This is a genomic window from Xaviernesmea oryzae, from assembly GCF_900109605.1.
In the GTDB taxonomy this organism is placed as follows: domain Bacteria; phylum Pseudomonadota; class Alphaproteobacteria; order Rhizobiales; family Rhizobiaceae; genus Xaviernesmea; species Xaviernesmea oryzae.
Genome location: NZ_FOAM01000018.1, coordinates 83,387 through 99,295, shown reverse-complemented (window position 1 = coordinate 99,295; position 15,909 = coordinate 83,387). Strand labels below are relative to the sequence as shown.

Annotated in this window: 12 protein-coding genes; 3 read left to right on the top strand and 9 right to left on the bottom strand. The window is 63.2% G+C overall.

Going from position 1 to position 15,909, the window contains the following annotated elements; genetic code table 11:
• Positions 1–74: 74 nt before the first annotated feature.
• Positions 75–1,721 (bottom strand): ABC transporter substrate-binding protein, encoded by a 1,647-nt coding sequence (locus BMX61_RS19815; RefSeq protein ID WP_075629911.1) that lies wholly within the window; start codon positions 1,719–1,721, stop codon positions 75–77.
• Positions 1,722–2,193: 472 nt separating this feature from the next.
• Here BMX61_RS19815 and BMX61_RS19810 point away from each other — a divergent pair, with 472 nt between their 5' ends.
• Positions 2,194–2,373 (top strand): DUF3606 domain-containing protein, encoded by a 180-nt coding sequence (locus BMX61_RS19810; RefSeq protein WP_075629910.1) that lies wholly within the window; start codon positions 2,194–2,196, stop codon positions 2,371–2,373.
• A 124-nt stretch (positions 2,374–2,497) separates the two neighbouring features.
• Here the strand turns inward: BMX61_RS19810 and BMX61_RS19805 are convergent, their stop codons facing one another.
• The 6 genes from BMX61_RS19805 to BMX61_RS19780 all read right to left on the bottom strand — a co-directional run bounded on the left by BMX61_RS19805 (position 2,498) and on the right by BMX61_RS19780 (position 8,189).
• Entirely contained in the window at positions 2,498–2,848 is a 351-nt protein-coding gene (locus BMX61_RS19805) for a hypothetical protein (protein ID WP_324610617.1), read from the bottom strand.
• A gap of 109 nt (positions 2,849–2,957) precedes the next feature.
• Entirely contained in the window at positions 2,958–3,704 is a 747-nt protein-coding gene (locus tag BMX61_RS19800; RefSeq protein WP_075629671.1) for an ABC transporter ATP-binding protein, read from the bottom strand.
• Positions 3,701–4,534, bottom strand: a complete 834-nt coding sequence (locus BMX61_RS19795) for an ABC transporter ATP-binding protein (RefSeq protein ID WP_075629670.1) — start codon at positions 4,532–4,534, stop codon at positions 3,701–3,703. Before BMX61_RS19795 ends, BMX61_RS19800 begins: the two co-directional genes overlap by 4 nt.
• The gene (locus tag BMX61_RS19790; protein WP_075629669.1) at positions 4,531–5,463 is read right to left on the bottom strand and encodes an ABC transporter permease; all 933 of its coding nucleotides are present in this window, start codon (positions 5,461–5,463) and stop codon (positions 4,531–4,533) included. The genes BMX61_RS19795 and BMX61_RS19790 overlap by 4 nt, the downstream gene beginning before the upstream one ends.
• A complete protein-coding gene (locus BMX61_RS19785; RefSeq protein ID WP_075629908.1) occupies positions 5,460–6,521 on the bottom strand; it encodes an ABC transporter permease in 1,062 nt (353 codons plus the stop codon). The genes BMX61_RS19790 and BMX61_RS19785 overlap by 4 nt, the downstream gene beginning before the upstream one ends.
• A gap of 24 nt (positions 6,522–6,545) precedes the next feature.
• Entirely contained in the window at positions 6,546–8,189 is a 1,644-nt protein-coding gene (locus BMX61_RS19780) for an ABC transporter substrate-binding protein (protein WP_407703803.1), read from the bottom strand.
• A gap of 462 nt (positions 8,190–8,651) precedes the next feature.
• On the opposite strand from BMX61_RS19780, the gene BMX61_RS19775 reads away from it, so the two are divergent.
• Together BMX61_RS19775 and BMX61_RS19770 are read left to right on the top strand one after the other, a co-directional pair.
• The gene (locus tag BMX61_RS19775; RefSeq protein WP_075629668.1) at positions 8,652–9,500 is read left to right on the top strand and encodes a MurR/RpiR family transcriptional regulator; all 849 of its coding nucleotides are present in this window, start codon (positions 8,652–8,654) and stop codon (positions 9,498–9,500) included.
• Positions 9,501–9,871: 371 nt separating this feature from the next.
• On the top strand, positions 9,872–10,984 hold the full coding sequence (locus BMX61_RS19770; protein WP_407703802.1) for an ABC transporter substrate-binding protein: 1,113 nt from the start codon (positions 9,872–9,874) through the stop codon (positions 10,982–10,984).
• A 373-nt stretch (positions 10,985–11,357) separates the two neighbouring features.
• On the opposite strand, the gene BMX61_RS19765 is transcribed toward BMX61_RS19770, so the two are convergent.
• Positions 11,358–14,498 (bottom strand): efflux RND transporter permease subunit, encoded by a 3,141-nt coding sequence (locus BMX61_RS19765; protein WP_075629666.1) that lies wholly within the window; start codon positions 14,496–14,498, stop codon positions 11,358–11,360.
• Positions 14,495–15,658, bottom strand: a complete 1,164-nt coding sequence (locus BMX61_RS19760; protein ID WP_083639630.1) for an efflux RND transporter periplasmic adaptor subunit — start codon at positions 15,656–15,658, stop codon at positions 14,495–14,497. Before BMX61_RS19760 ends, BMX61_RS19765 begins: the two co-directional genes overlap by 4 nt.
• Positions 15,659–15,909 lie beyond the last annotated feature (251 nt).

Here is a 15,909-nt window from a genome sequence, read left to right as displayed (position 1 = left end):
GGACACCTCCTTCAAAGGGACGGCGGAGAGGGGCGGCCCGCGCCCGTGCGGCGGGCCGGGGCTTCGGCGGCGTCTCAATCGACCTTGCTGGCGGTGTAGTAGCTGGCGAGAGCGAGGCCATTATAGGTCTCGCCCTTCAGCGACGGCGACTGCACATAGATGCGCTGGACCATCTGCGTGCGCGGCACGAAATAGGCTTGCGACAGCAGGTAGGCCTGCAGCTCATCGAGAAGCGGCGCGCGCGCCTCCACCGAGCCGGCGCCGGCGATCTGGTCGCGCAGCGTGTTCAGCTTGGTGTCGCGCTCATCGAGCGCGAACCAGTTTTCGCCATTATTGGCATTGGTGAGGATGCCCGCGACCGTGCCCGCATCGATGAAGCTGCGGGAGACCTCATAGGCCGGCACGGTCGGGCTGCCATAGCGCACCTTCTCGCCGAAGGTGACGACGTCATAGGCGCGGATATCGACCTTCCAGCCGAGCTTACCGAGCTGCTGTGCCAGCAGTTCGTCGATCGCCTTGGCCGTGGCGAGATAGGGGTTGGCATGCAGCGTCAGAGAGAGCGGCTTGCCGTCCTTGACCCGCACGCCATCGGCGCCCTTGACCCAGCCGGCCTCGTCCAAAAGCTTTTCCGCCTTGGCGGGATCATAGGCCAGAAGCGCGCTGTGATCGGTCGCGCCGGGCACGTTGCTCTGGATGAAGGAGGTCGCCAGCTTCCAGTCCGGGGTATAGACCGTGTCGATGATCTCCTGCCGGTTGATGCCGGCCTGCAGCGCCTGGCGCACCTTGATGTCGTCATAGGGCGCCACCTTGGTGTTGAGCGCGAGGCCATCGACGAAGCCGAGATAGCGCGGCGTCGCGACGGTGAAGCCCTCTTCCTTCAGCGATTTCAGCTCTTGGGGTGACGGGTTGTATGCGACATCGGCCTGGCCAGACTGCACGGCGGCCACCCGCAGCGATTGCTCCGAAACCAGCTTGTAGGTGATGCTGTCGAGGTTGGCGGGCCCGGTCTGGCCCACGGCAGGCGGGCCCCAGTTGTAGTCCTTGCGCTTGACCAGCTTGACATAATCGCCCTCCTTCCAGGAGGCGACAACGAAAGGCCCGCTGCCGGCGGTCTTGCCGAGATCGGCCTGCGTGCTTGCCGGCTGGACCAGCGTCTTGGGCGAGATCAGGATCGAGCCATGATAGCCGAGCGTCGGGATGAAGCCGAGCGTCGGCTTCTTGAAGGTGACTTTCACCGTTACCGGATCGAGCGCCTCGGCATGATCATAGGTCTTCGGGAAAAGTCCGATCGGATTGATGCCCTCGGCCTTGCGGCCCGCATACCAGATATCGAGATTGGCGACGACGGCGGCGGCATCGACGGGCGTGCCATCGGAGAAGGTGACGCCGCTCTTCAAATGTAGGGTAAATTCGGTTGCCGTCGGGTTTTGTTCCCAGCGCTCCGCGATCCACGGGCTCACCTTGCCCTCGGCATCGACATAGACGAGCTTGTCGGTCACATGGCCCCAGATATGGCCCTGGAAGCTGGAGATCGCGCTATTGTTCGGGATCCAGGTGTCGCCCAGCGAGTCGATCAGGAAGACGATGTCACCGCCCTGGCGCGTTTCTGCATGGGCAAGATCGGCGGCAGGCAGGCCTGCGAAAGCGGATAGACTTGTGGCGAAGAGCGCCGCAAGGAGGCGCCGCCGCGTGCCGGAAAAAAGGGAGGAAGAGGTCAACATCTGAAAATTCGCCTGTTCTCTATGGCTCGATACGGGCCGGTCTGTGCCGGCGGAGCGGCTGATGACGGGGACAATGACCAGGATGCGGCGCCTCAGGACGGCCGCTGGCCTCTTGGCCTTGCGCGGCAGCAACAGTGGCCCGCGCCGGCGAGGTGTGCGTTGCATCGTTTCCTGGCGTCATCGATATCGTCGGTCATCAATCGGTCCTGTCATGGCGGAAGCGGCAGACATGGACAGGCTAGACAGCCGAACGCTTGGGAGAAAGACTGGTTATTCTTTTTCTATAAAATAAGTAGATTAATTTGCCGCGTTTTGGCCCGGATCGCCACCGCTTGTTCTCGGCATACGTCTCCCCGCCAAAAGCCGGCAGCAAACGCAACGCGATCCAACACGCCGCCGCCGGCCTGTGCCATGGAACCTTCCAGGCGTTTCGCCGGTTGGTTTTTGACGCAAGTGAAATGGAGCCAGGATGATGTCGACGACCAAAAGAGGCAGAGCGCAGGACCGCGCCCGTGTGGCAGGCGGACAGGATCATGAGGTACGCTACGAGGCGGCAAAGGAAGGGGTGTCGAAAGGCGCGGTGAAAGACGCTGTTCGCGCCGTCGGCAATAGTCGTGACAAGGTCGAGCAGAAGCTCGACGCGGACAATTGAGCCGGCGGAGCGCGGTTTGGAAGCAGGAGGCCTGTTGCTCACCGGCAAAGGCAGGACTGTGGGACCTATCAAAAACGGGCTTTTGAGCGATGACAAGCGGGCCCCAAACGGGCCGAGCCGATGCTCAGCGCCTCGCACTCTCCTGCCACTGCGCAAACCAATCTGCGTAAGGCGTATTTTTGGCAAACCGCCTGTTGTAGTCGGGCGTGCCGTCGCTCCACCAGACAGGTCCACGCTCGCCCAGCGCGATTTTCGTGTCATTCACCTGCTGCCGGGCTTTGACGCGCTGATCGGCGTCAACCGCATCCTTCACCGCACGCCGGCCCGCCATGAGCTGTCGCACCAAGCTCTGGCGCTCACCTTCGGCCAGATGCGGATTAGCGAGGCGCCACAGGCGGCCACGCACGACCATGTAGCGACCGTCGGGCGTGCGCGGGATTTCGGCTGCAGTCTTGCCCGTCAACGTCTCGTCCACCCGCTGCGTCCCTCCTGTCGGCTCCCGCAAATGCGCAGGACAGGCAGAGGGTTCCGCAATCAGGCGATGGCGAGACGCGGTAGCGGATGGGAGAAGCTGGAGCTCGCCATCAGCGGCTGAAGCCCCGGCTGGCAGTCATCAGGTGTCGCGTATAGTCATCCCGCACCCGGCTGCTCGCAAGATCGGCGGCCGTGAGCGTTTCCACCACCCGGCCATGCTGCATGACGGCCAGCCGCTCGCAAAGATGTGTGACGACGCCGAGATCATGGCTGACCATCACGAAGGTGAGGCCATGGTCGCGGCGCACCTGCTCCAGAAGGTTGAGCACTTCGGCCTGCACCGATGCATCCAGCGCCGAGGTCGGCTCGTCGAGCAGCAGGATCTTCGGCTCCAGGATCAGCGCGCGGGCTATGGCCACACGCTGGCGCTGGCCGCCGGACATCTGATGCGGATAGCGAAAGCGGAAGGACGGGCCGAGGCCGACTTCATCCAGCGCGCGCCGGATGCGCGGCTCGGCATCGCCGATCCCATGCACGGCGAGCGGCTCCAGGAGCTGGCGGTCCACGGTCTGACGTGGATGCAGCGATCCATACGGATCCTGAAACACCATCTGCACCTTGCGGAAAAAGGCGCGTGAGCGATGCGCACCGGTGATCGCCTCGCCGTCGCAGGTGATGTCACCGCTGGAAACAGGCGCGAGGCCTGCGACCGCGCGCAGCAAGGTGGATTTACCCGAGCCGGATTCGCCCACGAGGCCGAAGGACTCGCTGCGGCCGACCGAGAGGGTGACATCGTCGAGCGCGTGATAAACGTCGAAGAAGACGTGTAGGTGGCTGATATCGAGCACGGCGGTCATGCGGCCCACTCCGGCTTGCGGTCGAGCACCGGCAGGGGATGGCGGCTCTCGCCGATCTTGGGCACGCAATCGAGCAGACCGCGCGTATAGGGATGGCGAGCCTGAGAAAGCTCGCTGGCGCGCAATTCTTCCACCACCTTGCCGGCATACATGACAAGCACGCGGTCGCAGAACGAGGAGACCAGCCGAAGATCATGCGAGACGAAGATCAGCCCCATGCCGCGCGTGGCCACCAGCCGATCGAGAATGCCGAGCACTTCGAGCTGCACGGTAACATCGAGCGCCGAGGTCGGCTCGTCGGCAATCAGCATTTCCGGATCGCAGATCAGCATCATCGCAATCATCGCCCGCTGGCCCATGCCGCCGGAAACCTCATGCGGATAAAGGCCGAAGACGCGTTCGGGATCGCGGATCTGCACCGCTTCCAGCATGGCGAGCGCGCGTCGGCGGGCCTCGGCCTTGGAAACCGATTCATGCGTGCGGAGGGTTTCCACGATCTGCCGGCCGATGGTCATCACCGGGTTCAGCGAATATTTCGGGTCCTGCAGCACCATGGCGATGCGTTTGCCGCGCAGCGCCCGCCGTTCGCGCGGGCTGGCTTTCAACAGGTCCATGCCCTGGAAGTCGAGACGGTCGGCGGTGACGATCGCCTGCGGGGTAGTCAGGCCCATGATCGCCCGGCCGGTCTGCGACTTGCCCGAGCCGGACTCGCCGACAATGCCGAGCCGCTCGCGCCCGAGCGTGAAGGACACGCCGCGCACGGCCTCGATCAGGCCGCTGCGGGTCGGGTATTGAACCTTGAGATTGTCGACAGTCAAGAGCGCGCTCATCGGCCGGCCTCCCTCGGGTCGAGCGCGTCGCGCAGGCCGTCGCCCAAAAGGTTGAAGCCGAGGCTCACGAGCAGGATGGCGATGCCGGGCATGGTGGCCACCCACCATTGATCGAGAATGAAGCGGCGGCCGGAGGCGATCATGGCGCCCCATTCCGGCGAAGGCGGCTGCGCGCCGAGGCCGAGAAAGCCGAGGCCTGCGGCCGTGAGAATGATGCCGGCCATATCCAGCGTCACCCGCACGATCAGCGAGGACAGGCACATGGGCATGACATGGCGCAGCACGATGCGGAAGGGCGAGGCGCCCATCAGCCGCACGGCCGCGATATAATCGGAATGACGCACGCCCAGCGTCTCGGCCCGGGCCATGCGCGCATAAGGCGGCCAGGAGGTGATGGCGATGGCGAGAATGGCGTTTTCGATGCCCGGACCGAGCGCGGCGACGAAGGCCAGCGCCAGCACGAGTTTGGGAAAGGCGAGGAAGATGTCGGTGATGCGCATCAGCACCGCATCGACCCAGCCGCCGGCATAGCCGGCGACCGTGCCGACCAGCAGGCCGAGCGGGGCGGCGATCACGGCGACGAGACCGACGACGGCAAGCGTCAGGCGCGATCCGTGAATCAGGCGCGAGAGAATGTCGCGGCCCTGATCGTCCGTGCCGAGCAGATAGCTGCCGGTACCGGGCGGCAGAAGCCGCGCATTGCGCAGATCGCCCTGCACGGGATCGAACGGCGCGAGCACATCGGCGAAGATCGCCACCAAGATCAACGCCAGGATCAGGCCTAGGCCGGCAAGCGCCAGCCTGTTGGCCGAAAAGCGCAGCCAGATCATGTAGGCCCGGCCGAGCCGCGCCTGCATGCGCGAAGTGGGACGATCCGAAAGCAGCCAGTCGCGGCGGCTCACTGGCGCCGTTTCAAATCCTGTCGTCATCGGGCGCGGGTCCTCGGATCGAGTGTGCGATAGAGCAGATCGGACAGGAGATTGAGCGCGATAAAGGCCGAGCCGATCACCAGCGTGCCGCCGAGCACCGCATTCATGTCGGCGCTCTGCAGCGAATTGGTGATGTACAGACCAACGCCCGGCCAAGAAAACACGGTTTCCGTCAGTACCGAGCCCTCCAGCAGGCCGGCATAGGAGAGCGCGATCACGGTAACGAGCGGCACAGCGGCGTTGCGCAGCACATGGGCCCAGATGATCCTGCGCTCCGAAAGGCCTTTGGCGCGCGCAGCCACCACATATTCCTGGCCCAGCTCGGTCAGCATGAACGAGCGGGTCATCCGGCTGATATAGGCCAGCGAGACATAGCCGAGCAGGCAGCCAGGCAGCACGATATGGCGGAACACGTCCCACGCCACGTCCCACTCTCGTTGCAGGATCGCGTCGAGCAGGAAGAGCTGCGTGATCGGCGTGAAGGTGTATTCATAAGCGATGTCGATCCGGCCGGGAAAAGCGACCCAGTCGAGCTTGCCGTAGAACAGCAGCAGGCACAGCAGCGCCAGCCAGAAGATCGGGATGGAATAGCCGATGAGCCCGATGAGCCGGACGGCCTGGTCTATCAGCGTGTCGCGCTTGACGGCGGCCAGCACCCCAAGCGGAATGCCGACGATTGTGCCGATCAGCGTGCCGAAGGTGGCAAGCTCCAGGGTGGCGGGGAAGACGCGGGCAATGTCGGTCAGAACCGGATTGGTCGTCAGTACCGAGGTGCCGAAATCGCCCGAGAGGATCTGGCGGATATAGATCAGGAACTGCTGCCAGATCGGCAGGTCGAGCCCCATTTCGGCGCGCACCCGCGCAATGGCCGAGGCTGGCGCGCGGTCGCCGAGGATGGCGAGCACGGGATCGATCGGAATGACGCGACCGATGAAGAAAGTAACGGCCAGAAGACCGAGATAGGTGGTGATGAGGACCACGAGGAAGCGGCCGACATCAAACAGGATCTTCGTCGACCGGGCGCGTCTGCGCCCGGCAGTTGAGGCCGTCACGGTCATGGACATCGGCTCGGCTTTCCCGGATCAGTCCTTGGACACCGTGTAGACGAAGTTGGTGTCGAAGCTCGGCCCCAGCTTGAAGTTCTTCACCTTGTCCGAATAGCCGGCGACTTCGACCTGCTGGTAGATGATGACGAAGGGGCTGTCGGCCAGAACCTTCTTCTGCAGGTCTTCATAGATCGCCGCGCGCTTGGCCGAATCCGGCTCCAGCAAGGCCGACTGGGTTTCCTTGGTCAGCTCCGGAACGTCCCAGGCGTTGCGCCAGGCGAGCGTCTTGTTCTTGCTGTCGTCGGAATTGTCGGTGTTGGAGGTGAAGGTTTCGGCATTGGAGTTCGGATCGAAATAGTCCGAGCCCCACTGGCCGATATAGAGATCATGCTTGCGGGCGCGGAACTTGGTCAGCGTCTGCTTGCCATCGCCGGGGATGATTTCGACCTTCACGCCGGCCTGTGCCGCCGTCTGCTGGAAGCTTTCGGCAATGCCGGTGACCGGCTGGATGTTGCGCACGTCGAAGGTGACGCTGAGGCCATCCTTGAAGCCGGCCTTGGCCAGCAGCTCCTTGGCCTTGGCAACGTCGAGCTTATAGGGCTTGTCCTCAATGGCGCCCAGCTGCCCAGTCGGCAGGAACGTCTGGTGAATGGTGCCGACACCCTTGATCAGCGTCTCGCCGATGGCGTCATAGTCGACCAGATACTTGAACGCTTCGCGCACTTCCGGCTTGGCGAGATCGGCATTCTTCTGATTGAGGCTGATGAAATAGACCGTGCCCTTCGGCGCGGAGGTTACCTTCAGCCCTTCCTTCTTCGACACGGATTCCATGTCGCCGGGCTCGAGATTGCGGGCAACGTCGATATCGCCCTTTTCCAGCGCCAGGCGCTGGCTCGCGCTTTCCTTCATGTAGCGATAGATGACGCGCTTGAGCTTCGGCTTTTCGCCGAAATAGTTCGGATTGGCTTCCAGAACCACGGCCTCGTTGGCCTTCCAGGCGACAACCTTGTAAGGGCCGGAGCCGGCATAGCCGGTCTTCAGGAAGTCGTTGCCGAAATCGGTGTCGTACTTGTACTTGTCGGTCGGTGTGACCGGCTTGGCCTTGGACATGACCAGCTTCTTGTCGACCACGGCGGCGACGGTGGCAGTCAGAACGTTCAGCACGAAGCTCGGTGCGTAAGGCTTGTCCACCGTGAGCGTGAACGTCGTGGGATCGACGGCCTTGGCCTTTTCCGTGACGTTGTCGCCCGTCAGGCCGAACTGGGTCAGAAGAAAGGCCGGGGACTTGTCGAGCTTGACCGCGCGCTCCATCGAGAAGGCGACGTCCTCGGCCGTGATCGGATTGCCCGACGCGAATTTGAGGCCCGGCTTCAGCTTGAACGTATAGGTTAGCTTGTCATCCGAAACCGACCAGCTTTCGGCCAGCTCGTTGACGACCTCCGAGGTCTTGTCGGGGTTGAGGCGCACCAGCATGCTGTAGCAATTGCCGGTGATTTCGGCGGTCGACAGCTCAAAGGCTTCGCCCGGATCGACGGAGATGATGTCGTCGAAAGCAAAACCCTCGACCAACGTATCCGGCGGAGAGGCCGCGAGAACCGGCTGGACGGCGACGAGGCTTGCCAGGGCGGCGCCGGCAAGAAGCAGGGAGAAGGTTTTGGTGATCTGAATGGTCATGGTCATTCCCCTTAGGTTCTATTTTTATGACGGTTAGATATCAGACGTGGATGTGCCAAGGGCTGCGTCGAAGGCCCGGCCAGTTTTCACGGCAGTCAAAGGCTGTATCCCCTGCGCCAAGCATCCGCGCCCTGAGAACGTAGGATCTCGGCAGGCTGGTGATTTGACGGCAGTGGATGGTCCATGTTCGCCTCAGCCTATGCAGGCCTCTGTCTGGCAATGACGCATCGTTGTTCCCTTAGCTTTCTTATGTTTTCGCGCTGAGTAAAATTGATCTTGCGCGTCGCGTCAACAAAGAAGATTGTCTTGTAACAGCTAGCCGCAGTGCGTGCGCAAACGGGCACGAATTTCCTGTTTTTCTGGAACGATATCTGATGCATAACAATTGATATCATCGTAACATTCGGCCATGCAGCGCGCGGGGGAGGGGCAGATGCATGACAAGATACGAGATGGGAGGCGCCTTTCATGACGGACCTTGCGACGGCCATTGCCTCGGCGGGAGGGGCGCTGACCAAGCTGGAGCAGCGAATCGCAGCCTATCTGCTGACCCGACCCGAGGCCGCAGCCATCGAATCCAGCGCCGAGATCGCCAAGACGCTTGACGTCAGTCCCATGACGGTCAGCCGCTTCTTCAAGAAGCTGGGGTATGAAAGTTCGTTCGAAGTGCGCAGCCGCGCCCGCGCCGATCTCTTCGGCGGCGCCAGCAGGATCGACAATCGCTACGAGGATTTCAGCCAGTCGGTCGCCGCGCGCGACCTGTCGAGCGATCACAACGTGGCGCTGCAGGGCATCGACAAGGCGCTGGACCATCGTAAGACGGCGCTGTGGCGCGAGGTGGTCCGGTTGGTCGCCGAGAGCGACATGGTCTTCGCCATTGGTCTTCAGACCATGCACTATCTGGCGAGCGGTTTCGGCATGCGGCTGCGCTATCTGCGCAACGATGTCGTCATTCTCGATGGGTCGGATGGCGTCTATGGCGAATTTTTCGCGTCGAGCGCCCGTTCCAAGCTTCTCATCATCATCGATACCTTCCGCTACGGCGCAAACGGCCCGCGGCTTGCCGAGGCGGCGCGGGGGCAGGGGGCGGAGGTCGTGGTCTTCTGCGACGAGCAGTGTCCCTGGCTCGGCAGGTCGGGGGAGAAGGCGCTGATCTTCCCGAGCGAATCCTATTATTTCCTCGGCATGCCCGTCGGCATTCATTTCGCGCTGACCCTCTTGATCCAGGACGTGATCCTGGCGCTGGGCGAGCGTGGCAAGGCGCATGTGGACCGGATTTCCGTGTCGCAGGACTTGTTCGGCGCTTATGCCGATTAGAGCACCGGACTGGAAAGTTGGGACCGGTTCCCGGAAAAATTCCGATGCAAAAACAGGGAGTCTGAAGCATCAGACCGACTATCATTCTCGGTCAGCTGCGCCAGCGCCTCCCGCCCATAGATGTGACCGAGAGAGGGGCGCCAGGCTGCAAATGGCGCGGCGGCCTCTTTGCAGAGCGTTGCTGGCATGGCATGTGAACAGGCATCGCCCGTCAGACCCTTGTCGTACATGTGATATGCGGTGAGATCAGCCCGCCCGCCAGGCAAAGACCGGCGGACAGGCTTGCGGGCGAGGCGTGGATGGGAGCGCGCGGTCAGGTCAAGAGGTGTTCGTCACCCGGCGCCGGCGCGCATCAGATGAGGAAGCACGAGATGAGGACATTTTTGACAGCGGCGGCCATCGGCCTCCTGATGGCGGGCGTCGCCCAGGCGGAGGACATCCGCTTTGCCGTGGCCGGGCCGCTCACTGGCCCGCTTGCCACCATCGGCGATCAGTTCAAGCAGGGCGCGCAGGCCGCCGCCGATGCGATCAACGAAAAGGGCGGCATTCTCGGCCGCAAGATCGCGCTGCAGTTCGAGGACGACCAGTGCGACCCGAAGCAGGCGGTCTCCGTCGCCAACCGCATTGCCGCCAGCGGCATCCAGTTCGTCGACGGCCATGCCTGCTCGGGGTCTAGCATCCCTGCCTCGGCTGTCTATGCCGAAAACGGCACGCTGATGATGACCCCGGCCTCGTCAAACCCGGCGCTGACGGATGATGCGGCGGCCAAGGGCTGGGCCAACATCATGCGCCTTTACACCCGCGACGACGCCCAGGGCGCTTTCATCGGCCCTTGGATCGCCAAGCAATATGCCGGCAAGAATGTTGCCGTGCTGCATGACAAGACCGCCTATGGCAAGGGCATCGCCGACGCCGTGCGCTCGACCATGAATGCCAATGGCCTCAAGGAAGTGGTCTATGAAGGCATCAATGCCGGCGAGAAGGACTACAATGCGCTGGTCACCAAGCTGAAGGACGCCAAGATCGATGTCGTCTATTTCGGCGGCTATCATCCCGAGGCCGGCCTGATCCTGCGCCAGTCGTTCGAGCAGAGCCTGAAGTTCCAGCTGATCATGCCCGATTCCATCGCCTCGCCGGAGTTCTGGCAGGTGGCAGGCCCGGCCGGCGAAGGCACGATGTTCGTCTTCCCGTCCGATCCGCAGGGCAAGCCGGAAGCCAAGCAGGCTGTCGACAAGATCAAGGCCAAGGGGTTCCAGCCCGAAGGCTTCACCCTGTTCTCCTATGCCGTCATCCAGGCTTTTGCCCAGGGCATCGAGCGCGCCGGCTCCGACGATCCGAGCAAGGTGGCCGCAGCGCTGAAGGACGGCAAGCCGGTCGACACCGTCGTCGGCTCCGTCACCTTCGACGAGAAGGGCGACCTGAAGAATGCCAGCTACGACATCAACCGCTGGAGCAACGGCGCCTATGCGCCGATCAAGCAGTAAGGATTGACGCACGCAGAACGACCCGCCGAGACAAAGGTTTCGGCGGGTCGTTTTCGTTTGGAGAGGGTCGGACCGAAAACAGGAAATACAATACAAGGCGCAGGGCGTTGAGGGCTTGGCACCCCCCTCATCCGACCCTTCGGGCCACCTTCTCCCCGATGGGGAGAAGAGACATCGCGGCGCCGTTCTATGCTACATCCGGCGCCACGAAGCCGGATATATCCTTTTTTTACCAACGCTCGAGTGTGGCGCTGCGTTCTCGCCTCGGTCTCTTCTCCCCATGGGGGAGAAGGTGCCGGCAGGCGGATGAGGGGGCCGCCAAACCCAAAAATCGTTTGTGTCGTGTTCCGTGAACACCCACCTGGCCAATGCGCTAAAGCACTGCCCCGACCGGTTCACTTGCCTCTTTCGCCTGGCGCGGGCGCAGCCTGTCGAGCAGCAGATAGATCACCGGCGTCGTGTAAAGCGTCAGGATCTGGCTGACGATCAATCCGCCGACGATGGCATAGCCCAGCGGCTGGCGCAGTTCCGAGCCGGCGCCGTGGCCGATGGCAAGGGGGATGCCGCCGAGCAGTGCCGCCATGGTCGTCATCAGGATCGGGCGGAAGCGCAGATGCGCCGCCTTGACGATGGCGTCCTCGCTGCTCATCCCCTCCTTTTCCGCCTGAATGGCGAAATCCACCAGCATGATGCCGTTCTTCTTGACGATGCCGATCAAGAGGATGACGCCGATCATCCCGACCAGCCCGAAATCGAAGCCGGCCCAATCGAGCGCGGCCAGCGCCCCGAGCCCGGCAGAGGGCAGGGTGGAGAGGATGGTCAGCGGGTGGATCAGGCTCTCATAAAGCACGCCGAGAATGAGATAGACGACGAAGAGCGAGGCGAGGATCAGGAGCGGCACGGTGGAGAGCGATTCCTGGAAGGCCTTGGCGCTGCCGGAAAAGCTTGCCTGCAGCGAGGCCGGCGGATGCAGGCCGGCAACGGTGGCTTCGATGGCCTTGGTCGCCTCGCCCAGCGCCACCGAAGGCGCGAGATTGAAGGAGATCGTCACCGCCGGCGACTGGCCCTGATGGGCGATGGAGACGGGGGAGACGCCACTGGTCGACCATTTCGCGACCACCGAAAGCGGCACCAGCGTTCCGTTGGAGGCGCGCACGGAAAGACGGTCGAGCGTCGAAATATCCCGCTGCAGGTTGGGCAGCACTTCCAGAACGACGTGGAACGTGTCGGTCTGCGTCGAATAGGAGGCCACCTGGCGCTGGCCGAAGGCGTCGTAGAGCGTTTCGTCGATGGTGGCCGGCAGCACGCCATAGAGGCTGGCTGCGGCGCGGTCGATTTGGATCGTCAGGTTCGGCGCTTCGGCCTGGCGGTCGCTGCCGACATCGCGCAGTTCCGGCATGGCTTGCAGCGCCTCGGTGATCTTGGTGGACCAGGTGGCGAGCTCGGCGATGTTACCGTCCTGCAGCGTATATTGATATTGGGTTTTCGCCGGCCGCGCGCCGATATTGATGTCTTGGGCCGATTGCATGAACAGCTTGATCCCCTGCTGTTCGTTGAGCGCGGTTCCCAGCCGGTCGATCACCTCGCGGGCGCTGGCATCGCGCTCGCCGCGCGGCTTGAGCGTGATGTTGATATGGCCCTGGTTCATGGCATTGCCGCCATTGCCGCCGCCGATATCCATGAAGACGCTGTAGACGGCGGGATCGCGCAGGATGATGGCGCTGACCTTTTCCTGCAGCTTGGCCATCTCGCTGTAGGAAATGTCAGGTGACGCTTGCGAGAGGCCGGCGATGAAGCCGGTATCCTGCTCGGGAAAGAAGCCTTTGGGGATCGTCACGAAGAGATAGGCCGTCAGCCCGACGGTGGCGAGGAAGATCGCGAGCGTCACATAGCGGTGGCGGATGGCCGGCGTCAGCGTTCGGGCATAGAGGTTCAAGAGCCCGTCGAAGAAGGCTTCCCCGGCGCGATAGAGCCGGCCATGCGCCTCTTTTGGGATCGGGCGGATGAATCGCGCGGCGAGCATCGGCGTCAGCGTCAGCGAGACGAAGGCGGAGATGACGATCGTCAGCGTCAGCGTCAGCGCGAATTCGCGGAACAGCCGGCCGACAATGCCGCCCATCATCAGAATGGGAATGAGCACGGCAATCAGCGACAGGCTGATCGAGACGATGGTGAAGCCGATCTCGCTTGCACCCTTGCGCGCGGCTTCGAGCGGCGAAAGCCCCTCCTCGATATGGCGGGTGATGTTTTCCAGCATGACGATGGCGTCGTCGACGACGAAGCCGACCGCCACCACCAGCGCCATCAGCGAGAGATTGTCGAGGCTGAAGCCGAGCAGCCACATGGGCGCCAGCGCGCCGACCAGCGCGATCGGCAGGGTGAGCGCGGGGATCAGTGTTGCCCTGACATTGCGCAGGAACAGGAAGATCACCAGCACGACCAAGCCGATGGTCAGCACGAGCGTGAACTGCACATCCTCCACCGACGCGCGGATCGTCGTGGTGCGGTCGGTCACCAGCTCCAGCTTGATCGATGGCGGCAGCGAGGCTTGCAAGGCCGGCAGCTGGCTCTTGATGGCGTTGACGACCTGGATGACATTGGCCCCCGGCTGGCGGAAGACGTCGAGCGCGATGCCGCGCTGGCCATTGGTCCAATGCGCCATCTTGGCGTCTTCGGCGCCATCGACCGCGCGGCCGATATCGCGGATGCGCACGGGCCCGCCATTGCGATAGGCGATCACCGCATCGTTCCATTCGGCCGAGGAGGTGATCTGGTCGTTGGTGGTGATGGGAAAGGTGCGGGTGGGGTCGTCAATATTGCCCTTGGGCGCGCTGAGGCTAAGATAACCGATGGCCGTGCGCACATCCTCCAGCGTTACATCGGCCTGCGCCAGGCGGCCGGGATCCACGGCGATGCGGATCGCCGGCTTCTGCTTGCCGCCAATATTGACATAGGCGACACCCGAAACCTGGCCGATCTTGGTGGCGACGTTGCGCTCGATATATTCGTCCAGCTCCGGCAGGGTGAGCAGCTCCGAGGTGGCCGAGAGCTGCATGACCGGCGCATCCGCCGGATTGACCTTACGCACCCGCGGCGCGGACGGCATGTCCTTCGGCAGCGAGCCCGAAGCTTCGCTGATCGCCGTCTGCACATCGCTCGCCGCCGCCTGAATGTCCTGATCCAGCGCGAACTGCACGGTGATCGAGCTGGTGCCGAGCGAGCTGTTCGAGGTCATCTCGGTGATGCCGCTGACGCGCGACAGTGCCTGCTCGATGGGCTGGGCGACGCTCGATGCCATGGTCTCCGGCGCGGCACCGGGCAGGCTTGCTTCGATCTGAATGGTCGGAAAGTCGATCTGCGGCAGGGCCGAAACCGGCAGCAAGGGATAGGCGATGGCCCCGATCACGAAAATGCCGAGCATGATCAGGAAGGTGGCGACAGGGTGATCGATGAAGAAGGCGAAGAAGCCGGAGGTGCGTGTCCCGGACAGGCGCTCTTGCGCCGCCGAGCTCATTGGGAGGCTCCGGCTTGCGCGGTGCCCTCTGGCAGCGCGCCCTCGGGCGTGCCGGTCCAGGGGGTGACGGCGACCTTGACGCCGTCGCCAATGCGCGACTGGCCATCCATCACCACCTGATCGCCTTCTGCGATGCCCTTTGTCACCAGTGCGCGCGCATCGGTAACGAAGGCCGTAGTGACCATGCGCTTTTCCACCTTGCCGTCCTTGCCGACGACATAGGCATAGAGCCCGGCGGGGCTGCGGGCGAGCGCCTTGTCCGGCACGACCACACCCTCGCGCGTCTCGACCGTCAGCCGTGTCGCCACCGGCAGGCCCGGCCAGAGGGTCTGCGCGCCATTATCGAAGACGGCTCGCAGATGAATGGAGCCATTGTCGGCATCCACGGCATTGTCCATGATCTTCAAGCTGCCCTTGGCCAGTGTTCGGCTGGCGTCGGTGGTGGAAACTTCCACCGTGGCGATGCCCTCGCGCATGGCCTCGCGGATCTCGCCAAACCGGTCGCCGGGCGCAACGAAGGAGACACCGATCGGGTCCATCTGGGTGATGGTGACGATGCCGGTGGTGGAAGAGGCGCTGATGACGCTGCCGGGATCGACCTGGCGAAAGCCGGCGCGGCCGGTGAACGGGGCGGTGACCGTGGCGAAGCTCAGCTGTGTTTCGGCATTCTTGATGATGGCATCGTCATAATCGACGGCGGCAGAATATTGCTGGCTGGTGGCGCGCTTCTGTTCCAGCGTCGAGGTCGCGGCCACGCCCTTTTGCGCCAATGTCTCGTAGCGCTCGGCATCCGCTTGTGCGTTCTTCAACTGCGCCTCGTCCTGCGCGCGCTTGGCGCGGGCGGAGTTGAGGTCGGAGCGCAACTGGCTGTCGTCGAGCTTCAAAAGGATATCGCCCTTCTGAACGATCTGCCCCTCGCTGAAGGGCGCTTCCAGCACCTGACCGTCGATGCGCGGACGGACCGTAACCGATTGCAGCGGCGCCACCGTGCCGATGCCATAGATCACCCGGTCAAGCCGCTCATGGGTGGCGGTAATCGCGGTTACCGGAATTGGCGCCGGTTCGGCCTGTGCCTTGTCCTCGGCGGCTTTGGCTTGCGCGGCCGGCCAGATGGCCAGAACCACGAGCACGGAAAGCGGATATGTGGATCGAATGCCCATCCAGTCGGCCCCCTCTTGAGCGGCGATGAAATGCGCAGCCGAAAGATTTGTTCCTGAAATCTAAAAAACTTATGTCTGGATTTTTCATGGAGCAAAAAGGTCGGCAACGATGCGCCGAAGCTCCCACCGCCCACCGATGGCGCCCGCTGCGGTGTGCTGACGCAGCAGCGCTCCACGGGCTCGCCTATCAGCGAATTCTTCTATAAGAAGACGATCTCCGTCATCTTTCAGCGCTTCGCCCGCACGATCTC